The following is a 20827-nucleotide window of genomic DNA, read 5'->3' on the forward strand; positions in this document are numbered from 1 at the left end:
ATCGTATGGATACATGCTGTGATCCTGGAAGAACTCATGGTGACTGTCCCCACCACACCAGGAGATCCTCATGATCCTCTCCATGTCAGGCGTCGTTCTGCTCGGCATCATCGTCTTCCTCTTCTTCAAGAAGGACGGCCTCAAGGGGTCGCACGCCTTCGTCGCCGCGCTGTTCGGCTTCTACCTCGCGAGCACAGCCATCGCACCGAGCATCAAGGCCGGCGGCGAGAGCCTGGCGAGCCTGCTCGGCGGAATCAAGTTCTGACGCCCGTCCCGACCGCACGCACCTCCAAGGAGACAGCAGTGGCCCGGCGCCCCCTCCCCCGCATCCTGAGCAACGGCAGCGCACAGATCGCCCGGAGCCGGGAGCTGGCCCGGACCGCGGCCGACAGTGCCACGGACGTCCTTCACCCGCTGATCACGATCAGCCGGGGTCTTCGCCGACTGGCCACGGCCGGGCGGCGCAGGTGGGCGGACACGCCCAAGGACAAGCGTGGGCCACTGCTGTTCCTGGTGGCCGCAGTGGTCCTGGTCGTGGCCCTCGTGCCCTACGGCCCGCTGCTCGCCGTCACGTCGGTGATGGCGGCTGCGGCCTGGCACGGCCGTGACCGCGGCCCGGCGGAGCCCGAGGGCCCCGACGAGTCCCAGACCCAGCGCCTCCAGTCCCTGTACGACGCGCTGGTCCCCTACTTCTCGACCCCCGACGACCCCACTCCCCTGTACGTCCACGGCGGCGACTGGGAGCAGACCTTCCCCGCGTACGAGTTCGACGGCACCGGCCGCGTCTCTCACCTGGTGGTCCGCTACCCGGCGTACTTCACCGACGGCGAGGCGGACTCCCGCGCGCGGATCGAGCAGTTGCTGCACGCCAAGTCGGGCCGGGGCCGCGAGTACCACTTCGCGTGGGACGAGGAGGGCAACGAACTCACGGTCACCGTCCTGCCGCCGCTGCCCACCGACATCGCCGCGCAGCGCTTCGTCACGTCCCCGGGCGAGACGGTGCTCGGCTTCACGGACCCCACCCAGGTACACCGCACGCTCCCCCTCAGCCACGGCGAGGAGCAGCGTGACGTCCCCCCGGTCGTCTGGCGCACGGGTCCCCGTTCCACCGAACCGCACCTCCTGGTGATGGGCGAACCGGGCAGCGGCACCACCACACTCCTGCGTTCGATCGCCCTGCAGGCCCTCCAGTACGGCGACGTCCTGATCGTCGACGGCAGCGGCACCGGCGAGTACGCGTGCCTGACCGGCCGGGACGGCGTGCTGGCCGTCGAGTGCGCCCCGACCTCGGCCGTGGCGAGCCTCGAATGGGCCTCTCACGAAACGGAACGCCGGCTGATCACGGCCAACCGCGCCCGCCAGGCCGGTGAGCCGCTCCCCGACGACACCCGACGCCCGCTGTGGCTCCTCCTCGACCGTCCCGGAGCCCTCGCCCATCTGGCCGCCGCCGACGGCCGCCCCGACCCCCAGTCCCTGCTCCAGGTCCCCCTGAGACACGGCCGGGCGGCGAACGTCACCGTCGTGGTGGCGGAACAGTTCGACAGCGCGGACACCCTGAGCGACGCCGTACGGCAGCACACCCGCGCGCGGGTCGTCCTCGGCACCGCGTCCTCCACCCAGCTGGAAGCGGTCCTGGGCGCGCGCCCGCATACGACACCGGTCCCGGTCATGGCCCCGGGCCGCGGCTACGCCCGGCTGGGCACGGGCCCGGTCCACCGCCTTCAGGTCCCGGCCACCCCGGACCCCCACGACGACGCGACGAGCGACGCACAGCGCCAGGCGGTCCTGGAACTGCTCCCCCCGAGAACGACTCCGGCACTCCTCGTCAAGCAAGAGCAAGAGCAAGAGCAGGAACAGGAGCCGGTGGCCTGAGGGCCTGGGCCACTCACGCCACGAAGGTGCGGGGGGACTCGGCGCCCGCCGACCCGCCACTCACCACGATCCGCGCCGCGGCGGCCAGCCGGGCGGCCGCCTCGTCGGCCACCGCTCCTCCCACGGTGAACGGCAACCGCACATACCCCTCGAAGGCACCGTCGACCCCGAACCGGGGCCCCGAAGGAACTCGCACCCCCACCCGCTCCCCCGCCTCGGCGAGCCGGGACCCCGACAGGCCACCCGTACGGACCCACAGCGTGAGCCCGCCCCTGGGCACCGTGAACTCCCAGTCCGGCAGCTCCCGTCGTACCGCCGCGACCAGCGCGTCCCGGTTGTCCCGGGCCTGTTCGCGCCGCATCTCGACCGCCTGCTCCCAGCCACCCGTGCTCAGCAACCAGTTGATGGCCAGCTGTTCGAGTACGGGCGTGCCCAGGTCCGCGTAGGCCCGCGCGGCCACGAGGCTGCGGATCACGTCCGGAGCCGCCCGCACCCAGCCGATGCGCATCCCCGCCCAGAATGCCTTGCTGGCGGAACCGACCGTGATGACCGTGGACCCGGCGGGATCGAACCCGCAGACCGGCCGTGGCATCTCGACGTCCGGGTCCAGCCACAGCTCGGTCATCGTCTCGTCGGCGACGAGCACCGTCCCCGCCGACCGGGCCGCGTCGACGAGTTGTCGTCGCTGGTCCTCGTCGGCGAGCGCGCCGGTGGGATTGTGGAAGTCGGCGACGACGTACGCGATCCGGGGCGCGGCCTCGCGCAGCACCTGACGCCAGCGGTCCAGGTCCCAGCCGGCCAGCCCCTCGGCCATCGCGACCGGCACCAGCCGGGCACCCGCCTCCCGCATCAGCTGCAGGATGTTGGCGTACGAGGGCGACTCGACGGCGATGCGCTCACCCCGGCCGGAGAACAGATGGCAGATCGCGTCGATGGCACCCATCGCGCCGGTCGTCACCATGATCTGTTCGGGCATGGTGGGGATCCCGCGCGCGGTGTACCGCTCGGCGATCATCGCGCGCAGCGCGGGCAGTCCGGCCGGGTAGTCGCCGTGCGTGTGCGCGTACGGGGGCAGTTCCTCCAGGGCGCCCTGCACGGCCCGGGTGAGCCAGGGCTCGGGCGCGGGCAGGGCCGCCGTACCGAGGTCGATCACCGAGCCGAGGGCCTCGGGGGGCAGGGGTTCGAGCCCGCGCGCGGGAAGTGGGTTACCGGCAGGTACGGCGGTCCAGCTGCCCGCGCCTCGCCGGGACTCCAGGAAGCCCTCGGCGCGCAGTGCCTCGTAGGCGGCGGCGACCGTGGTGCGGCTGACGGAGAGGGAGAGAGCCAGTTCGCGTTCGGCGGGGAGACGGGCTGCGACCGGCACCCGGCCCTCCAGCACCAGCAGACGGATGCCGTCAGCGAGTGAACGGTAGGCGGGCGGGCGACGGGTGCCGGGGCCCGCGGGGCGGTCCTGCTGGGAGGTGAGCAGCCGGGCGAGCTGCGCGGTACCCACCGCGGAAGTCCACTGCACCATGCAGATCAGTCCACCTTCCCCGAATTGGCCATGGATGCGATCCATCAGCAAGCCACAGGGTGTCATGTGCCAGGCCACTACCACCACAGGGGGCAGCTCGTGAGTTCGTTGTCAGCGCCGGATCGTCTCGGCAGACGGTTGGTCCAGCTCTACACCGGTCTCGCGCTGTACGGCGCCAGCTCGGCCCTGCTCGTCGAGTCGGGCCTCGGCCTGGAGCCCTGGGGCGTGCTGCACCAGGGGCTGGCCGAACTGACCGGACTGACCATCGGCGTCGTGTCGATCTTCGTGGGCGCCGCCGTGCTGCTCCTGTGGATCCCGCTGCGTCAGCGTCCGGGCCTCGGCACGGTCTCGAACGTATTCGTCGTCGGCCTCGCCATGGACGGCACGCTCGCCCTGGTCCCCGACGCGCACGCCCTCGCCGCCCGCATCCCCCTCCTGCTGGCGGGCATCGTCCTGAACGGTGTGGCCACCGGCCTGTACATCGCGGCGAGCTTCGGCCCGGGCCCGCGCGACGGCCTGATGACCGGCCTGCACCGGATCACCGGCCGCTCGATCCGGCTCGTCCGTACGGCGATCGAGGTGGCGGTCGTCGCGACGGGTTTCGCCCTGGGCGGCACGGTGGGGATCGGCACGGTGCTGTACGCGGTGGCGATCGGACCGCTGGCCCAGCTGTTCCTGCGCGTGTTCGCCGTTCCGGCGGCATCGGCCGGCAGCCCGGTCGTTGCCGCCGGTCAACCGGAGGAGGCGATACTGCGACCGTGACCACGCGGATACGTCATCCATACCTGGACCATCCCGGCCCGATCCCCTTCGCCCACCGGGGCGGGGCGGCGGACGGGCTGGAGAACACCCTGTTCCAGTTCCGGCGGGCGGTGGAGGCGGGCTACCGCTATCTGGAGACCGACGTGCACCGCACGGCGGACGGAAAGCTCGTCGCCTTCCACGACTCGACGCTGGACCGGGTGACGGACGGCGGCGGCCGGATCGCTGACCTCCCGTGGTCCGACGTACGCCACGCGCGCGTGGCGGGCAGCGAGCCGGTGCCCCTCTTCGAAGACCTGCTCGAAGCCTTCCCCGACGCGCGCTGGAACATCGACGTCAAGGCCGAGCCCGCGCTGCGCCCACTCCTGGACCTCATCGAGCGCACCGGCTCCTGGGACCGCGTCTGCGTCGGCTCCTTCTCCGAGTCGCGTGTGGTGCGCGCCCAGCGGCTCGCCGGTCCGCGCCTGGCAACGTCGTACGGCACCCGGGGTGTCCTCAACCTGCGGCTGCGCTCATGGGGTCTGCCGGTGGGGGTGCGCCGGTCGGCGGTCGCCGCGCAGGTGCCGGAGTCCCAGTCGGGCGTTCCGGTGGTCGACCGCAGCTTCGTGCGCGCCGCCCACGCGCGCGGGCTGCACGTCCACGTGTGGACGGTCAACGATGCCGATCGCATGCACCGGCTCCTGGACCTGGGAGTCGATGGCATCATGACCGATCACATCGACACGTTGCGCAAGGTTCTGGAGGACCGGGGCACCTGGTTCTGACTCCCCGCGCGCACCACCTTCACGGGGAAAGCGAGGGCACGGGTGGGCATCGAAACCGTGCGGGACGAGGCGTCCGACGAGGCCGCTGACCGACGCGAGCGGCGCGGCTGGTACTTCTACGACTGGGCCTGCTCCGTCTACTCGACGAGCGTCCTCACCGTGTTCCTGGGCCCCTATCTGACGTCGGTCGCGGAGAAGGCGGCCGACGCGGACGGGTTCGTGCACCCGCTGGGCATACCGGTCCGCGCCGGTTCGGTCTTCGCCTACTCGGTGTCCCTGTCGATCATCGTGGCCGTGCTCGTCATGCCCGTGGTGGGCGCGGCCGCCGACCGCACCGGACGCAAGAAGCCGCTCCTGGGCGCCGCCGCCTACGTGGGTGCCACGGCGACGACGGGCATGTTCTTCCTCGACGGCGACCGCTATCTGCTCGGCGGGCTGCTGCTGATCATCGCCAACGCGGCTCTGTCCGTCTCGATGATGCTCTACAACTCCTTCCTCCCCCAGATCGCCCCGGTCGAGGAACGCGACTCGGTCTCCTCGCGCGGCTGGGCGTTCGGTTACGCGGCGGGCTCGCTGGTCCTCGTCGTCAACCTGGTGCTGTACACGGCCCACGACTCCTTCGGCCTCTCGGAGGGCATGGCCGTCCGCGTCTGCCTGGCCTCGGCGGGCCTGTGGTGGGGCGCCTTCACCCTCGTACCGCTGCGCAGACTCCGCGACCGCCAAGCCGCCCCGGCGGAAGCCGCCGACAAGGAGGCCACCTCCCCAGGACTGCGGCAGCTCGCCGCGACGGTCCGCGACATGCGCCGCCACCCGCTCACCCTCGCCTTCCTGCTCGCCTACCTCGTCTACAACGACGGCATCCAGACCGTGATCTCCCAGGCCTCGGTCTACGGCTCCGAGGAGCTCGGGCTGGGCCAGTCCACCCTCATCGGGGCGGTGCTGCTGGTCCAGGTGCTCGCGGTGGCGGGAGCGTTGGGGATGGGCCGGCTGGCCCGTGTGTACGGGGCCAAGCGGACGATTCTCGGATCGCTGGTGGCGTGGACGGTGACGCTGGCGGCGGGGTACTTCCTGCCGGCCGGCGCACCGGCGTGGTTCTTCGTGCTGGCCGCCGGGATCGGCCTGGTCCTCGGCGGCAGTCAGGCGCTGTCCCGGTCACTGTTCTCGCATCTGGTGCCGCCCGGCAAAGAGGCCGAATACTTCTCGGCGTACGAGATGAGCGACCGCGGGATGAGCTGGCTGGGCCCGCTTCTGTTCGGGATCACCTACCAGCTGACCGGCAGTTACCGGGACGCGATCATCTCGCTCGTGGCCTTCTTCGTCATCGGGTTCGTGCTGCTGGCCCGGGTTCCGGTGGGACGCGCGATCCGCGACGCGGGCAATCCCGTTCCCGAAAGGATTTAGCATCGGCGGCCAAAGAGCGGTAGTGTACGCCGTTGGCCTGCCAGGCGTACCGTTACTGCGCGTCAAAGATGACGAAACGCTGGGTGATATCTGCTTGCAGATGTGACAAACCGGGCGCTGGTGGGTACAACAAGGGGCGGCTACGACGGCGCGCATGACCCCGAAACGGGACACGGGACGGGAATCTTTACCGCCGACCGGACGTTGACCGGATGACGACGACAGCGACACCTGTCCTGTGGGCGACAAGCCCGGGAGGCACGATTCATGAGTGAGCGAGCTCTTCGCGGCACACGCCTCGTAGTGACCAGCTATGAGACGGACCGCGGCATCGACCTGGCTCCGCGCCAGGCCGTGGAGTACGCATGCGAGAAGGGGCATCGGTTTGAGATGCCCTTCTCGGTGGAGGCCGAAATTCCGCCGGAGTGGGAGTGCAAGGTCTGCGGGGCCCAGGCACTTCTCGTGGACGGTGACGGCCCTGAGGAGAAGAAGGCCAAGCCCGCGCGTACGCATTGGGACATGCTGATGGAGCGACGCACCCGCGAGGAACTCGAAGAGGTCCTTGAGGAGCGACTGGCTGTACTGCGCTCCGGAGCGATGAACATCGCGGTACATCCGCGGGACAGCCGCAAGTCCGCGTAGTCCCTCTCGGGGCTGGGCGGCATACAACGCACACGTGACACCGCGGGTGCCGGACGTGAATTTGGCGTGCGGTGCCTGCGGTTTTGCGTTTTTCAGAAGTCTTTGACGACGCGACGGGCCCGCGCCAGGTGGCGCGAGCCCGTCGCGTGTGGGGAAAGCCGTCAGCCGGTCAGCGGTGGGCGCCGGTCTCCCGCGGTGCCGCCCGCCCCGTCCTCCCGGACGACCTCGCCGTGGATGACCTCACCCTGGACCACCTTGCCGTCCGGGCGGTGCATCCTCGCCTGCTGGAAGGCGTCGCCCAGGGTGCCGGGGGTCGCCTGCCTCAGTTTGCGCTCGAAGGTGCGTTCCGCGTAGCGGCTGATCGCCTTCTGAAGCGGGGGGATCAGCAACAGCACACCCACCGCGTCCGAGATCAGGCCCGGCAGCATCAGGAGCAGACCGCCGAGCATCAGCAGGCCGTTGCCCTCGCTGCCGCCGGGGCGGGCCGTGCTCGCCGACGGCGGGCCGCCCTGCTGCTGTTGCAGCGTCTCGGTGAGGTTGCGGAAGGCCCGGCGGCCCGCCCGCTTGATGACCACGGAGCCCAGCACGAAACCGGCGACCAGGAGCAGGAAGACCGTGAAGCCGCTCGCCGCGCCGGCCACCACGGTCAGCAGCCAGATCTCCAGCACCAGCCACGCGGCGATGCCCAACGGCAGAAATGTGCGCAGCCGGGAACGCCGGGGCTGGGCAGGGTATGTGGGGGTCGGTGCGCCAGTCGTCATACGTCCAGTGTGCCTGGGCCGGGCTCAGCACAGGATAAGAGGATGATCAACAGAGCCTGTGACGTCGTACGGGCGCAGCCGCGAAGGACTGCTACGGCTTCCAGGTCCTGCCCCGGACCCGGTTCACTCGCTCGCCCACGCCCCAGGTCGTGACCCGCCACAGGGCCTCGACCAGGATGTCGCGGCTCATCTTGGAGTCGCCGAACTCGCGCTCGACGAAGGTGATGGGTACCTCGACCACGTGGTAACCGGCTCTGATCGCGCGCCGGGCCAGGTCGACCTGGAAGCAGTAGCCCTGCGAGGCGACCTCGTCGAGGCCCAGGCCTTCGAGGGTCTCGCGGCGGAAGGCGCGGTAGCCGCCGGTGACGTCCCGGATGGGCACGTCGAGCAGGACCCGGGAGTAGAGGCTGCCGCCGCGGGAGATGAACTCGCGGGACCTGGGCCAGTTGACCACCCGGCCACCGGGCACCCAGCGGGACCCGAGGACCAGGTCGGCGCCCTTCAGGGCGGTCAGCAGGCGGGGCAGCTCCTCAGGCTGGTGGGAGCCGTCGGCGTCCATCTCGATCAGGACGCCGTAGCCGTTGTCCATGCCCCAGTGAAAGCCCGCGAGGTAGGCGGCACCGAGGCCTTCCTTGCCCTTGCGGTGCAGCACCTGGACCTGGTCGTCACCGGCGGCCAGTTCGTCGGCGAGCTTGCCGGTGCCGTCGGGGCTGTTGTCGTCCGCCACGAGGACGTGCGCGTCAGGGACAGCCTCGCGCACCCGGCCGACGATCTTCTTGATGTTCTCCGCCTCGTTGTAGGTCGGAATGATCACCAAAGCCGTGCCGAGCGGGCCGAACCGCCGCTCCTGGGCCTCTGCCGCGAGAGTCCCGTCGCCGTCGTTCACTGCTGCCCCTTCGAGTCCGTACGCAGAGGTCCACCATAGTCGGCGCGGCCTGCGCCGACGTGTCAGCACATGCCTACGGGGGTGTCTATTCGGCAAGAGCCGGGTAAGCGAGTCCGCTTCGTCACCTGTGCGCACTGCGGATCGGGGCCCGGCGCCCTTCGGGCCGACCTGGGACCCGCTGGCTGCGGGTCGACCGAAAGCCGTTGTCTACTGGACGTCCGGGCCCCACCCGGGTCACACCTTGCCGACCGGGTGGAACGTTCCGTCGCCGTGGCGCGGGCGCTGAGCCTGGCTGCCAGTGGTGGTGCGCCGGTGCGGCACACCATCCCTGACCCAGCGGCGCTACGGCGACTGCGCGGAGGTTCCCCGGTCGGGCGTCCGGTGGTGGACCCGGCAGAACCTACCGGCCATCCGCCGTCGGCTGTCAACAGTTGCTTGAACTGCGGTTATTTCGACAACTTCCTGGTCAGGGCCGGGGATACGCGGGTCGCGCGACGGCGTGTCGGCCCCCCGTCCGTACCGCGCCACCCCGGTAGATCACTCGCCCGGCCGTACGAACACGGTCCGTCCGCCCACCACTGTGCGCAGACAGACCGGGAGGTCGGTGCCCGGGGTGAGATCGGGCAGGCCCGGGGTACCGGAGCGGGGGTCGGTGGACCAGCGGGCGACCCTGTCGTCGGGGGCTTGGACCACGAGGGCGTCGGCGCGCCAGAGGGCGTAGTCCGCGGGCGCGCCCGGCACCAGGACGCCGGCGTCGTCGCGCCCGACGGCACGCCAGCCGCCGCGGGTATGGGCCGTGAAGGCCGCGCGGACCGAGATGCGGTGCTCCGGGGTGCGGTGGAAGGCGGCGGCGCGGACCGTACCCCAGGGGCCGAGCGGGGTGACGGGGCTGTCCGAGCCCAGCGCGAGCGGGACGCCGGCCTTCAGGAGGGCCGCGAAGGGATTCAGGGCCCGAGCGCGGTCCGCGCCCAGGCGTTGGGCGTACATACCCTCCTCGCCGCCCCACAGGGCGTCGAAGGCAGGCTGCACGGACGCGGTGAGACCCAGCTCGGCGAAGGCGGCGATGGTCTCGGGGGTGAGCATCTCGGCGTGTTCGACGCGGTGGCGGGCTGCGCGGACACGGGCCAGGCCGACCTTCTCGGCGGCGGCGCGCACACCCTCGACCACGGAGGTCACGGCGGCGTCCCCGATGGCGTGGAAGCCCGCCTGGAGGCCGGCTTCGCTGCAGGCGACGACATGGGCGGCGACGGCCGCGGTGTCCAGGTAGGCGGTGCCCGTACGGCCCGCCTCGTCGCTGTACGGCTCGTGCAGACAGGCGGTGTGCGAGCCGAGGGCGCCGTCGACGAACAGATCACCTGCGGCGCCGACCGCGCCCAGGGCGCGGGCCCTCTCGACCCCCTCTTCGCCCTGCTGAGCCCAGTAGCCGACCACCCGGGGGCCGATCTCCTCGGCGGCGAGACGCAGCAGCCCGGTGAAGTCGTCCTCCGAGGAGATCTCCGGCCCCGCGCACTCGTGTACGGAGCCGATGCCGAGCGAGGCGGCGCGCGCGAGGGCGGCCCGCTGGGCCTCGGTGCGCTGTGCCGGGGTGACCGCGCCCAGGGCGGCGGCCCGGACGGTGTGGTGGGCGTCGCCGGTCAGCGGGGCGTCGGAGCGGCCGGTGTCGCCCCGTACCAGGTCGAGCAGTGCCGTCGTCACGACCGCCGAGTGGACGTCGATGCGACTGAGGTACAGCGGGCGTCCGCCGGTGGCCTCGTCCAGTTCGGCGCGGGTCGGCGGGCGGCCACCGGGCCAGCGGGCGGCGTCCCAGCCGTGACCGAGGAGCACCCGGTCGGCGGGGCGGCCGGCAGCGAACGCGCGCACGAGGGTGAGGGCCGCGTCCAGCGAGGGTGCCTCGGACAGGTCGAGGCCGGTGAGCGCGAGTCCGGTGGCGGTGGTGTGCACATGTGCGTCGGTGAACGCCGGGGTGACGAGGGCGCCGTCGAGGTCGATCACCTCGTCCGCGGCGCCCGCGACGGCGTCTGCGGCACCTTCCGAGCCGACCCAGGCGACATGGCCGCGCTCGACGAGCATCGCGGTCGCGAAGGGGTCGGCGGGGCTGTGGACTTCGCCGCCTCGCAGGAGGACGGTGTCGGGGGGTACCGGGCGTTCACTCATGGGGAACAGTTTCTCGTGAGCGCTCGGCGGATCCGCACCTGGGGCGGGCCTGCCGGGCGTCCGGACCTGTCGGTCGCGTCCGCTGATCAGATCTTCGGCGGGCGGGCCTCGTACGGCGTGGACAGGACCACCGTCGTACGGGTCGAGACGCCCGCGAGGGTGCGCACCCTCGCCAGCAGCTCCTCCAGCTCGTGGGGAGTGGCGACGCGGACCTTCAGGATGTAGTTCTCCTCGCCCGCCACGCTGTGGCACGCCTCGATCTCGGGGACGTCCCGGAGTCGTTCCGCGATGTCGTCCGGGGCGCTGGGATCGAAGGGTTTCACCGAGATGAAGGCCGTCAGGGGCAGCCCCACCGCCTCCGGATCGACGACCGCGGCATAGCCGCGGACGACGCCTCGCTGTTCCAGCCGGCGCACTCGCTGGTGCACGGCAGACGTGGACAGGCCCGTGGCCTTGCCCAGGTCGGTGTAACTCATCCGCCCGTCCTTGACGAGCAGCTGCACGATCTGTCGGTCCAGCTCCTCCATGGCGCAGAACCTACAGTGCGGTTGATCTCCTCCGATACCTGAGCGGTGCTGGTCATGCCCTGTTCGTGATGTGACGACCGGTGCCCTGTGAGCCGGATGAGGGACAAAAGCATCGCCACGGGCACCTGCGGACGGCATGTGACGAACGCCACAGTCCTCGAACGTGCTCCGTGATGGTCTCGTGATTACCGCCGAGACCGGGCGGGAAGTGCTTGCTGTGGCCGAGGCCGCAGTTGCCTGGTCGGCCCAGCCCGAGGGGGAGTAACCCATGCAGAGTCTTAAGCGCCCTGGTCGCACCGCGCCCAAGAGGCCCCAGTTGGTCGTCGAATCCGAGCCGGAGTACGTCGAATCCGACGCACCTGACGCACTCGACGGCGAGGAACTCGACGACTACGACACCTTCGAGATGTTCCGGGTGATCTGCCCGGACTGCACGCAGCCCATCGCGCTGCTCGCCGACGAGGAGATCCTGCCGGAGCACGCACTGTGCGCGTCACCGTGGAACCCGTTCGGGCTCACGGTCTGCGCCGGTACTGGCCGTGCGGCGGCCGACGCCCGGTCCGCGGACGAGTCCCCGGAACCCCAGGAGCAGCACACCGCCCTGCTGTTGACGCTCCCTCAGGGGCTCGACTGGCGGACCCAGCCCTTCTCGCACGTCGGCGGCCCGGGCTCACGCCCGATGCGGGTCACCGAGCTGCGGCGCCACGCCGCCTGAGCGCATCCGCTCGAATCTGCTCGAACTCTCCTGGCCGTCCCCGCACCATGGCACGCAGGCCGCCGTGGCGTGGGTCGGGTACGGGCGTGTGCCGTCGCGAACGCAGAGCCGAATCCGGGGCGCGGTGACCTGAACGACCGTCACCGCGTTGCCCTGGCATGACGACCCCCAGGTACGCGGCGCCGGGACGTTTGCGCCGGCTCTACGACTCCGGCCCGGCAGAATCGGTTCCGCAGAGCTCACTGAACCAGAGTCGGCCGAACCAGGGCCGGCCCGATCCACCGGCTCCGCCCGACCCGCCCATCTACCGTGCCCTGCTGCGCACTTGGGCCGACGGTGGCCGCACCCTGCCGGGGCGCCACGACCCGGAGTGGGTCCGGCTCGCGGCGCCGCCGGTCGGGCTCGGGATCGTGACCGACCCGTTCAGCGTGTCTCCGGGCCCGCCACATGACGGGCGATGACCATCCGCTGGATCTGGTTGGTGCCCTCGACGATCTGCAGGACCTTGGCCTCGCGCATATAGCGCTCGACCGGGAAGTCCGCGGTGTAGCCGTAGCCGCCGAGCACCTGGACGGCGTCCGTCGTGACCTTCATCGCGGCGTCGGTGCACAGGAGTTTGGCCATCGCGGCCTGCTTGGCGAACGGCCGGCCGGTGTCGCGCAGCCGTGCCGCCGCGAGGTACAGCGCCCTGCCCGCCTCGATCTGGGTGGCCATGTCGGCGAGCAAGAAGCGCAGTCCCTGGAAGTCGGAGATCGGCCGCCCGAACTGCCGACGCCCGGTCGCGTAGGCCACCGCCTCGTCAAGTGCCGCCTGGGCCAGGCCGATCGCGCAGGCCGCGATGCCGAGGCGCCCGGAGTCGAGCGCGGCCAGGGCGATCGCGAAGCCCTGTCCCTCCTCACCGACGCGCCGGCTTCCGTCGAGCCGGACTCCGTCGAAGTTGATCTGCGCGGTGGGCGAGCCCTTGAGGCCCATCTTCCGTTCCGGCGCGGCGGCGCTCAGCCCCTCCGCGTCTGCGGGGGCCAGGAACGCGGTGATTCCCCGCGGGCCCTCCTCGCCGGTGCGCGCCATGACCGTGTAGAAGTCGGCGACGCCGCCGTGTGTGATCCAGGCCTTGGTACCGGTGAGAAGCCAGTCCTCGCCCTCCCGGACCGCCTTCGTGCGCAGGGAGGCGGCATCGGAGCCGGACGCGGGCTCGGAGAGGCAGTACGCGCCGAGGAGGCCGCCGCCGAGCATCGCGGGCAGGTGCTCGGCCTGTTGTTCCTTGGTGCCGTAGTTCGCGAGGGCGTGGCAGGACAGCGTGTGCACGCTGACTCCGAGCCCGACGGTGAGGCGGGCCGCAGCGAGCTCTTCGACGACCTGGAGGTAGACCTCGTAGGGCTGGTCGCCACCGCCGTGTTCGGAGGCGTACGGGAGGCCGAGCAGCCCCGACTCCGAGAGCAGGGCGAAGACTTCACGCGGGAAGCGACCGGCTTCCTCCTCCTCGGCGGCCTTCGGGACGATCTCGCGCCCGGTGATGTCACGGACGAGCGAGATCAGGTCCCGGGCCTCGTCCGTGGGCAGTTGACGGTCCACCGGCTGCGGGGCGTGGTCGGGCATGTCGACGCTCTCCTCCCTGTCGGGCGCGACGGCACACGCGCGCCTGAGTCGGGTGGCGTCCGCCGGTCTCACTGGTCACGGCCGATGCTGGCCCTTCCGGGTCGCGGAAGTGGTCGGCGAACGGCTGTGGAGCTGCGAGTATGCCCGATCGGCGGCACGGCGTCACCGGTTAACGAGCGTTTATTCGATCACATCCCGGCACTCCCACCTCGACCCGGGATTGGTCCGAACCATTGACCGTACTGGTCTAGTCCACTTACTGTGCCCGCAGTTCCCGGCACCACCTCCGCCGTGCTCCCCTCCCTTCCGAGGAGACAGCTCCATGCACCGACCGCATCTCCCCCGCGTCCGCTTCAAGGCGCTTGTGTCCGCCGCCTGTTGTGCCGTTCTCGGCGCCGGTCTGCTGGCCGGCGCGGGCACCGCGACCGCCGCCCCGACAGCCTCGAAAGCCGCCGTGAAGCCCGTCCCGAGGGCCGCCGGCTCCAAGGTCGTCGGTTACTTCACCGACTGGGGCACCTACGACCGCAAGTACTACGTCAAGAACATCGAGACCTCCGGGTCGGCCGCCCGGCTGACCCACATCGACTACGCCTTCGGCAACGTCACGGGCGGCAAGTGCGCGATGGGCGACGCCGACGCGGCGACCGGCCGCGCGTACACGGCCGCCGAGTCGGTGGACGGGGTCGCCGACACCGCGAGCCAGCCGCTGCGGGGCAACTTCAACCAGTTGCGCGAGCTGAAGAAGAAGCACCCGAAGCTCAAGGTCCTCTGGTCGTTCGGCGGTTGGACCTGGTCGAGCGGTTTCGGCGAGGCCGCGCAGAACCCGGCCGCGTTCGCCAAGTCCTGCTACGACCTGGTGGAGAACTCCCGGTGGGCCGACGTGTTCGACGGCATCGACATCGACTGGGAGTACCCCAACGCCTGCGGCAACACCTGTGACACCAGCGGCAGGGCGGCCTTCAAGAACGTGATGGCGGCGCTGCGCGCGAAGTTCGGCTCCGGCAACCTGGTCACGGCGGCGATCACCGCCGACGCCACCGCGGGCGGCAAGATCGACGCGGCCGACTACGGGGGCGCGGCCAGGTACGTCGACTGGTACAACCCGATGACGTACGACTACTTCGGCGCCTGGGCGGCGACCGGCCCGACGGCACCGCACTCGGCGCTGAACTCGTACTCGGGAATCCCCCAGGCCGGTTACTACACCTCGGCGACCATCGCGAAGCTCAGGAGCCTCGGTGTACCGGCCTCCAAGCTGCTGCTGGGTATCGGTTTCTACGGGCGCGGCTGGACCGGCGTCACGCAGTCGGCGCCCGGCGGCACGGCGACCGGCCCCGCCGCGGGTACGTACGAGGCGGGCTTCGAGGACTACAAGGTGCTCAAGGCCAAGTGCCCCGCCACCGGCACCGTCGGCGGGACGGCGTACGCCAAGTGCGGGAGCGACTGGTGGAGTTACGACACCCCGGCGACCATCGGGACGAAGATGGCGTACAAGAACCAGCAGGGGCTGGGCGGCACGTTCTTCTGGGAGCTGAGCGGCGACACCTCGAACGGTGAGCTGATCAGGGCGATCAAGTAGGCGCACCCGGAAGGCGGTTGGGGCGGAGACCACGAGCCTTCGCCCCGGCCGCCGTCAGTTGTCCCGGCGGGCCGGCTCCGGTGTCACGTACGTCGGGTCGAGTTCCTCGATGGCGCGCATGGCGCCGCCCAGCATCTTCACGAGGAGTTCGCGCATGATGTCGCGCGAGAGTTCCGGCCGGTCGATCCAGTCGAGGGTGGCGCCCTCCACGCTGCACACCCAGCCGAACAGACCCATGCGCGCCAGCGGGGCGATGTCCTGTCTGCCGTACGCGCCTTCGGCGATGGTCGCGACGATCGCCTCGCGCACCCCGTCCCGGATGGCATGCACCTCGGCGTCGAAGCCGACACCGCCGCTGACGATCGTGCGGTAGGCGGCCTGGTTGTGCTCGGCGAAACGCAGGTAGCAGTCGATCGTGCGGTGCACTCGGTCCACGGGGGCGTGGGCGAGGCCGCTGGACGCGAAGGTGACCAGGTCGGCGACCGAGTCCTCGACGATGGCGAGGTAGTAGCCGCGCTTGGACTGGAAGTAGTAGTAGATCAGTCCCTTGGCGACCTGCGCCTGACGGGCGATGTCGTCCATCGACAGCGCGTCGTACGACCTGTCGGCGAACAGCTTCCGTCCGATGGCGATGAGTTCGGCGCGACGCGCTTGGGAGCGGTCGGTGCCGCGGGCCCTCGGACGCTCGGCGGCGGACTGACGACTACTGTTCAATTTGGGGCCCTGGTCTCCAACTGCGGGCGGGACATCCGAAGTATGGCAGACCCGAGCCACCTGCACGTTCGACTCTGATCGACGGAGCGAGCACCTCGTTCGCGGCGGATCGCACCGGTCAGATCAGGCCGAGCTGGGCGACGAGCATGGCGAGCACGACCACAAACGTCCAGCCCATGACGTGCTCGAAGATCTTCGGGCCGTCTTCTCGGGGACCGCCGGTACGGGCGCGGGCGGGGGCTGCGGCAGTGGTCGCGGTCATGGCATCTCGCTGAGGTCGGTGTGCGATGGACTCCCCCCATCGTGGTGTCCACCTTGCCATTCATCGGTGCTTTCACGCCGGAGACGTTGGTCACATCCAGTCGGAAAACGGACAGCCCCAGGTCTTCCGGGGGCCTCCGCACGCCGTCACACCCTGTCCTCGGCTCAGCGCACGCCCACCGCCGCGAGCGCGGCGAGCTGGGCGGCGTTCGGCCGCGCCGGGAAGTACAGGTAGCAGACGCCGCCGGTGCCGGACACGACCTTGCCACTGGCGTTGTACCGCTTCGTCCGCAGCCAGATGTTCTCGAACTCGCGCCGGGCGTAGACCCGGCGCACGGCCTGGTCGGTCGCCGAGAACGGATCGCCCGCGATCACATCGCCGTCGGCGGTGAAGCCGATCACGGTCATCAGATGGCCGGGGGTGCCGTAACCCGCCCCCGTCAGCTCGGTCTTGAGGAACGACTGGGACGTTATGGCCGGGACGCCGGCCGCGATCAACGTCTGCAGGTCGGTGAGCGAGCCGAGCCGGGTGACCACGCCCTGGAGGTCCTTGTAGGTCGCCGCGTAGGCCGCGTTGAAGGGCCAGTTGCCGCAGCCCGCGTACTGGAAGTCGTAGGTGAAGCGGGCCGCGTGGCACACCTGCGGGTCGGCGTAGGCCGGGTCGACCCAGGCCAGTTGTGCCGCCGTGGGCTTACGGCCCCAGTACTCGATGATCATCTGCGAGGAGGTGGGGCTGCACCAGGCCTCGCCGCCGTTGTCGTACTCGGGGTACTGGCCGCTGTGGATCTCCTGCGAGTAGCGCGGGACGATCAGTTCCCTGGCCGGGCCGGGCGCAGAGGCGGGGACCGTGAAGCGGTCCGGGACGTCGGAGCCCATCGCGCCCAGCCGCCAGACCGTGGGTGTGACGGTGCTGCCGGGTTTGCGGTACAGAGTGAGCCGCAGCCGGTACGAGACCAGCCGCAGGCCCGAAACGGGGTCGTCGATGGCGAACGTGTCGGTCCAGACCGTGCTCCTGCCGTCGGTCTGGTCGTCGACGGAGGTCCGCCTGATGTCCTGGTCGCCGGAGGCCCAGCGGCCCATCACGTACCAGGGGGTGGCGGTGCCGTCGGAGTACGTCCCGGCCAGCTCGACCTGGATCCAGGTCCCGGCCGGGGTACGCGCGTTCCAGGACGCGATGACCTCCGTGGCGGGCACGGTGAGCCGGTGCACGAGGGACGTCCAGGTCGCGTACTCCCAGGCCGCCGTCGTACCGGTGTGCGGATCGGTGTAGTCGACCGTGCCGACCGGAGCGCCGATCGCGACCCCGGGCCGCGCGCCGTCCACGGCCCGGGCCCCCTTGGTCGCACCGCCGGCGCACCAGTCCGCGTACGAGGTCCAGGCGCGGTTGTCGACGGTGCGGGCGGAGTCGGCCTCGATCCTGCGGCCGGTCGCGTCAGGGGTGTCGGCCGCAGCCGGACCGGCGCTGCCCGCGACGGCGGCGGCGACCGCCGCGGCGAGGACGGTTCTGCGGGACGGCTCTTCGGCTCTGCTCATGGGCGGGTGACCCCCAGGTGTCCTAGGCGGGCGGGACAGTGCACGGATGTGCGCCCACTATGACCGCCGATTACCTGCTCCTGCCAGCACTTCGGGCCGTGCCGCGCTGAGGAATATTGGTCTCGCCCATTGACGCGGCCTGGGGCGTGGTCGGCGGCGGACCCCGGCCGGTCCCTAGAATGATCCCCGGCAATATGTCCGAATCTCATCGCCCCCAGGGGACCGCCATCCACGACCTCGCCCGCACCCTGCGCCGACTGCCGCCCTCCTGCGGCCCGGTCCGGCTGATCGCCGTCGACGGCCACGCGGGCTCCGGGAAGACCACGTTCACCGGACGGCTGGCCGCCGCTCTCGGTGGGGCACCCGTGCTGCACCTCGACGACATCGCCACCCACGACGAGCTGTTCGAGTGGACGAGTCGCCTGGTCGGCCAGGTGATCGAGCCACTGCGACGGGGCGAGAGCGCGTCCTACACCCCCTACGACTGGACGTCCCGGCGCTTCGGGCCACCACTGACGCTGCGAGCCGCGCCCGTGGTGCTGGTGGAGGGGGTCGGGGCCGGCCGGCGGGCGGTACGGCCGTTCCTGGCGCGACTGCTGTGGATGGAGCTGGCGGGCGAGGACGCCTGGGCACGCGGGCGGGCGCGGGACGGGGCGGAACAGAGCGAGTTCTGGGCCGAGTGGGTCGGCGCGGAACGGCGGCACTTCGCCGCGGACCCCTCACGTCCGTTCGCCGACCTGTTGGTACGGCAGTGCGGCGAGGGGTACGAGATGCTCCCGGGACCTGCCGGGGCCGTTGGATCAGACCAGGATCTCACTCACCGTGACGGGCCATCCGCAATGTGCTGAACTTGTGAAGACCCTTGCCGCGCAACTTGTCCGAGAGCCTCAACTCGGCTTGACCGGTGGGCCGTACAGGACTTACGTTCTCAATGCGCGGCCCTTTGGGAGCCGCCCGCAGTCGCGAAGCCCCCGGTTGTTCCCCCGTGATCGGGGGCTTCGTTCTGCCCGCGGCCCGTTTTTCGGCCGCCCCCGGGGTCGTCATGTTCACCCTCGGTGACCGCGCCGTGTGCGCCCCATCTGCTCCCACCTCGTCAAACGGCCTGTGCGGCACCCTGCTGCGGGCACGTGCCGCGCAGGTACGATGCCCTCGGTGCGACTCGGACGGCTGCTCTGCGCACCGTTGCAACTCCCGTCCGCGGCACAGCGGTTCGACCAAGCTGCCGACGGGCACCGGCCTGTCGGAGAGGCAATCGGGGGCACGGTTCGTGGGGGACGTGATGGACTTCGGCACGCAGGGCCCCGAGGCCCCGGCCGACCTCGCCTGGCTGCGAGGTGTGGACGCCTACACGATGGGCGCCTACCCGCAGGCGGAGGAGGAGTTCCGCACCGCGGTGCGGATCGATCCCGGGATGGCCGACGGCTGGCTCGGACTGCACGCGCTGCGCGTCGACACGACGACCGCGCTGCTACGGATGTTCCGGCACCGGGAGCGCTTCGGGGAGCAGCGCGCCCGCCATCGCCGGACCCTCAACTCCTGGTACTGGCTGGGCTGGTGGGTGCAGCCCGTGCTCGAAAGCCCGCGCGATCTGCTCCTCGCGCACGCCTCGCACTGGCTGGACGGCCGCCATGTGCCGGAGCTGGACCGGGCGTTGGCGGGTCTGCCGCCGGTGGACACCGACCCGCAGGTCCGTTTCCTGCACGCGTGTCGCGCCTATCTCGTCAAGGACTGGGAGCAACTGGTCCGGCACACCGACCCGTTGATCAACGACGCGATGCTGGGCATCGAGGCGGGCCTGTTCGGCGGCATGGCCCGGGTGCGCCTGGAGATGTACGGGCAGGCGGAACCGCTGCTCTCGGCGGCCCTGATGCGCTGCCGCAGCGAGCAGCCGCAGCGCAAGGAGCTGCGGTACTGGCTGGCGCGGGCCCACGAGGGCACGGGCCGCTCGGCGGCGGCCCTCCCTCTGTACCGGGCCGTGCACCGCGTGGACGCCGCCTTCATGGACACCTCGGCGCGGCTCGCGGCGATCTCCGAGGGCGACGGGTACGACGAGGCGGTCGACCTCGCGGGGATCACGCTCACCGGGATCGGTCAGGAACTGCTGGAGAGCCCGGACGGCATCGATCCCCTGTTCGGCGGCGAGGGGCGCGACCTGAAGCTCTCGGAGCCCGAACTCCCACCGCCAGGCGGCCCGTTGCCGTCCGCGACCGACCCGGTGCGCGAGAAGGCCGCCGTCCCGGTGCAGCCGCTGCCGACCGGCCCGACGGACCCCGCCCTCCTCGATGAGGCGCTGGCCCAGCTGGAGTGCATGGTGGGCCTGGAACCGGTGAAGCGGCAGGTGAAGGCGCTCTCCGCCCAGTTGAACATGGCACGGCTGCGGGCGGGGCAGGGACTGCCGGTACAGCCGCCGAAGCGGCACTTCGTCTTCTCGGGACCCTCCGGCACCGGCAAGACGACAGTGGCGCGCATCCTCGGCCGGGTGTTCTACGCGCTGGGGCTGCTCGGCGGCGACCATCTGGTGGAGGCGCAGCGGGCCGACCTGGTCGGCGAGTATCTCGGCCAGACCGCGGTGAAGGCCAACGAGCTGATCGACTCCGCGATCGGGGGCGTCCTCTTCGTCGACGAGGCGTACTCGCTCTCCAACTCCGGGTACGGCAAGGGCGACGCGTACGGCGACGAGGCCCTGCAGGTGCTGCTGAAACGGGCCGAGGACAACCGGGACCACCTGGTGGTGATCCTGGCCGGCTATCCGGAGGGCATGGACCGGCTGCTGGCCGCCAACCCCGGGCTGTCGTCCCGCTTCACGACCCGCGTCGACTTCCCCTCATACCGTCCGCTCGAACTCACCTCCATCGGCGAGGTGCTGGCCTCCGAGAACGGCGATGTGTGGGACGAGGAGGCGCTGGACGAGCTGCGCTCGATCGCCGGACATGTGGTCGACCAGGGATGGATCGACGAGCTGGGCAACGGGCGGTTCCTGCGGACCTTGTACGAGAAGAGCTGTGCGTACCGGGATCTGCGGCTGTCGGTGTATCCGGGGACACTCACCCGGGACGACTTGTCGACTCTGCGACTGCCGGACCTCATGCAGGCGTACGGGGAGGTCCTGTCGGGACGGGGACCGCAGGATCCGTCGGCCCTCTGACG

19 protein-coding genes are annotated in these 20827 nt (G+C 70.9%); 10 read left to right on the forward strand and 9 right to left on the reverse strand.

Annotated elements, in window-relative coordinates:
• Window positions 1–70 precede the first annotated feature (70 nt).
• On the forward strand, window positions 71–265 hold the full coding sequence (locus tag QA861_RS31200; RefSeq protein WP_006377407.1) for a hypothetical protein: 195 nt from the start codon (window positions 71–73) through the stop codon (window positions 263–265).
• Between the two features lie 38 nt (window positions 266–303).
• Entirely contained in the window at window positions 304–1872 is a 1569-nt protein-coding gene (locus QA861_RS31205; protein ID WP_334592005.1) for an ATP-binding protein, read from the forward strand.
• Between the two features lie 13 nt (window positions 1873–1885).
• Here QA861_RS31205 and QA861_RS31210 read toward each other — a convergent pair whose 3' ends face one another.
• Window positions 1886–3385, reverse strand: coding sequence for an SCO1417 family PLP biosynthesis transcription factor (locus tag QA861_RS31210; protein WP_334592006.1), 1500 nt, complete (start codon window positions 3383–3385; stop codon window positions 1886–1888).
• A 108-nt stretch (window positions 3386–3493) separates the two neighbouring features.
• On the opposite strand from QA861_RS31210, the gene yczE reads away from it, so the two are divergent.
• From yczE to QA861_RS31230, 4 genes are all read left to right on the forward strand, one after another.
• Window positions 3494–4147: a membrane protein YczE gene (yczE, locus tag QA861_RS31215; protein WP_334594905.1), complete on the forward strand. Its 654-nt coding sequence runs from the start codon at window positions 3494–3496 to the stop codon at window positions 4145–4147.
• Complete coding sequence (locus QA861_RS31220) at window positions 4144–4911, forward strand: glycerophosphodiester phosphodiesterase family protein (RefSeq protein WP_334592007.1); 768 nt, start codon at window positions 4144–4146, stop codon at window positions 4909–4911. The genes yczE and QA861_RS31220 overlap by 4 nt, the downstream gene beginning before the upstream one ends.
• A 42-nt stretch (window positions 4912–4953) precedes the next feature.
• A complete protein-coding gene (locus QA861_RS31225) occupies window positions 4954–6312 on the forward strand; it encodes an MFS transporter (protein ID WP_334592008.1) in 1359 nt (452 codons plus the stop codon).
• A 267-nt stretch (window positions 6313–6579) separates the two neighbouring features.
• On the forward strand, window positions 6580–6954 hold the full coding sequence (locus tag QA861_RS31230) for an RNA polymerase-binding protein RbpA (protein WP_003977404.1): 375 nt from the start codon (window positions 6580–6582) through the stop codon (window positions 6952–6954).
• A gap of 161 nt (window positions 6955–7115) precedes the next feature.
• Here QA861_RS31230 and fxsA read toward each other — a convergent pair whose 3' ends face one another.
• The 4 genes from fxsA to QA861_RS31250 all read right to left on the reverse strand — a co-directional run bounded on the left by fxsA (window position 7116) and on the right by QA861_RS31250 (window position 11282).
• A complete protein-coding gene (gene fxsA / locus QA861_RS31235) occupies window positions 7116–7715 on the reverse strand; it encodes an FxsA family membrane protein (protein ID WP_334592009.1) in 600 nt (199 codons plus the stop codon).
• A gap of 91 nt (window positions 7716–7806) precedes the next feature.
• The gene (locus tag QA861_RS31240) at window positions 7807–8601 is read right to left on the reverse strand and encodes a polyprenol monophosphomannose synthase (RefSeq protein ID WP_334592010.1); all 795 of its coding nucleotides are present in this window, start codon (window positions 8599–8601) and stop codon (window positions 7807–7809) included.
• A 537-nt stretch (window positions 8602–9138) separates the two neighbouring features.
• Window positions 9139–10755 (reverse strand): amidohydrolase, encoded by a 1617-nt coding sequence (locus tag QA861_RS31245; protein ID WP_334592011.1) that lies wholly within the window; start codon window positions 10753–10755, stop codon window positions 9139–9141.
• Window positions 10756–10841: 86 nt separating this feature from the next.
• A complete protein-coding gene (locus QA861_RS31250) occupies window positions 10842–11282 on the reverse strand; it encodes an Lrp/AsnC family transcriptional regulator (RefSeq protein ID WP_334592012.1) in 441 nt (146 codons plus the stop codon).
• A 268-nt stretch (window positions 11283–11550) separates the two neighbouring features.
• Between QA861_RS31250 and QA861_RS31255 the strand changes: the two genes are divergently transcribed.
• On the forward strand, window positions 11551–11997 hold the full coding sequence (locus tag QA861_RS31255) for a hypothetical protein (RefSeq protein WP_334592013.1): 447 nt from the start codon (window positions 11551–11553) through the stop codon (window positions 11995–11997).
• Window positions 11998–12420: 423 nt separating this feature from the next.
• Here QA861_RS31255 and QA861_RS31265 read toward each other — a convergent pair whose 3' ends face one another.
• Window positions 12421–13593 (reverse strand): acyl-CoA dehydrogenase family protein, encoded by a 1173-nt coding sequence (locus QA861_RS31265; protein WP_334592015.1) that lies wholly within the window; start codon window positions 13591–13593, stop codon window positions 12421–12423.
• A gap of 322 nt (window positions 13594–13915) precedes the next feature.
• Between QA861_RS31265 and QA861_RS31270 the strand changes: the two genes are divergently transcribed.
• Window positions 13916–15172, forward strand: coding sequence for a glycoside hydrolase family 18 protein (locus tag QA861_RS31270; protein ID WP_334592016.1), 1257 nt, complete (start codon window positions 13916–13918; stop codon window positions 15170–15172).
• 54 nt (window positions 15173–15226) lie between these two features.
• Here the strand turns inward: QA861_RS31270 and QA861_RS31275 are convergent, their stop codons facing one another.
• The 3 genes from QA861_RS31275 to QA861_RS31285 all read right to left on the reverse strand — a co-directional run bounded on the left by QA861_RS31275 (window position 15227) and on the right by QA861_RS31285 (window position 17680).
• Entirely contained in the window at window positions 15227–15886 is a 660-nt protein-coding gene (locus tag QA861_RS31275) for a TetR/AcrR family transcriptional regulator (RefSeq protein ID WP_334592017.1), read from the reverse strand.
• A 118-nt stretch (window positions 15887–16004) separates the two neighbouring features.
• Window positions 16005–16148, reverse strand: a complete 144-nt coding sequence (locus QA861_RS31280; protein ID WP_334592018.1) for an SCO1431 family membrane protein — start codon at window positions 16146–16148, stop codon at window positions 16005–16007.
• 164 nt (window positions 16149–16312) lie between these two features.
• Window positions 16313–17680 carry a C39 family peptidase gene (locus tag QA861_RS31285; RefSeq protein ID WP_334592019.1) on the reverse strand — a complete coding sequence of 456 codons (1368 nt, stop codon included), beginning with the start codon at window positions 17678–17680 and terminating at the stop codon, window positions 16313–16315.
• Between the two features lie 194 nt (window positions 17681–17874).
• Here QA861_RS31285 and QA861_RS31290 point away from each other — a divergent pair, with 194 nt between their 5' ends.
• Window positions 17875–18528, forward strand: coding sequence for a uridine kinase family protein (locus QA861_RS31290; RefSeq protein WP_334592020.1), 654 nt, complete (start codon window positions 17875–17877; stop codon window positions 18526–18528).
• Between the two features lie 431 nt (window positions 18529–18959).
• Complete coding sequence (locus tag QA861_RS31295) at window positions 18960–20825, forward strand: AAA family ATPase (RefSeq protein ID WP_334594906.1); 1866 nt, start codon at window positions 18960–18962, stop codon at window positions 20823–20825.
• Window positions 20826–20827: the final 2 nt, after the last annotated feature.

Source organism: Streptomyces sp. B21-083 (assembly GCF_036898825.1).
In the GTDB taxonomy this organism is placed as follows: Bacteria; Actinomycetota; Actinomycetes; order Streptomycetales; family Streptomycetaceae; genus Streptomyces.

What these genes read in the sequence shown, in the direction of transcription:
- QA861_RS31200 (WP_006377407.1), top strand. Translation starts at nt 71, where the DNA reads ATGATCCTCTCCATGTCAGGCGTCGTTCTGCTCGGCATCATCGTCTTC.
- QA861_RS31210 (WP_334592006.1), bottom strand. Translation starts at nt 3,385, where the DNA reads ATGGTGCAGTGGACTTCCGCGGTGGGTACCGCGCAGCTCGCCCGGCTG.
- QA861_RS31230 (WP_003977404.1), top strand. Translation starts at nt 6,580, where the DNA reads ATGAGTGAGCGAGCTCTTCGCGGCACACGCCTCGTAGTGACCAGCTAT.
- fxsA (WP_334592009.1), bottom strand. Translation starts at nt 7,715, where the DNA reads ATGACGACTGGCGCACCGACCCCCACATACCCTGCCCAGCCCCGGCGT.
- QA861_RS31245 (WP_334592011.1), bottom strand. Translation starts at nt 10,755, where the DNA reads ATGAGTGAACGCCCGGTACCCCCCGACACCGTCCTCCTGCGAGGCGGC.
- QA861_RS31250 (WP_334592012.1), bottom strand. Translation starts at nt 11,282, where the DNA reads ATGGAGGAGCTGGACCGACAGATCGTGCAGCTGCTCGTCAAGGACGGG.
- QA861_RS31255 (WP_334592013.1), top strand. Translation starts at nt 11,551, where the DNA reads ATGCAGAGTCTTAAGCGCCCTGGTCGCACCGCGCCCAAGAGGCCCCAG.
- QA861_RS31265 (WP_334592015.1), bottom strand. Translation starts at nt 13,593, where the DNA reads ATGCCCGACCACGCCCCGCAGCCGGTGGACCGTCAACTGCCCACGGAC.
- QA861_RS31270 (WP_334592016.1), top strand. Translation starts at nt 13,916, where the DNA reads ATGCACCGACCGCATCTCCCCCGCGTCCGCTTCAAGGCGCTTGTGTCC.
- QA861_RS31280 (WP_334592018.1), bottom strand. Translation starts at nt 16,148, where the DNA reads ATGACCGCGACCACTGCCGCAGCCCCCGCCCGCGCCCGTACCGGCGGT.
- QA861_RS31285 (WP_334592019.1), bottom strand. Translation starts at nt 17,680, where the DNA reads ATGAGCAGAGCCGAAGAGCCGTCCCGCAGAACCGTCCTCGCCGCGGCG.
- QA861_RS31290 (WP_334592020.1), top strand. Translation starts at nt 17,875, where the DNA reads ATGTCCGAATCTCATCGCCCCCAGGGGACCGCCATCCACGACCTCGCC.
- QA861_RS31295 (WP_334594906.1), top strand. Translation starts at nt 18,960, where the DNA reads ATGGACTTCGGCACGCAGGGCCCCGAGGCCCCGGCCGACCTCGCCTGG.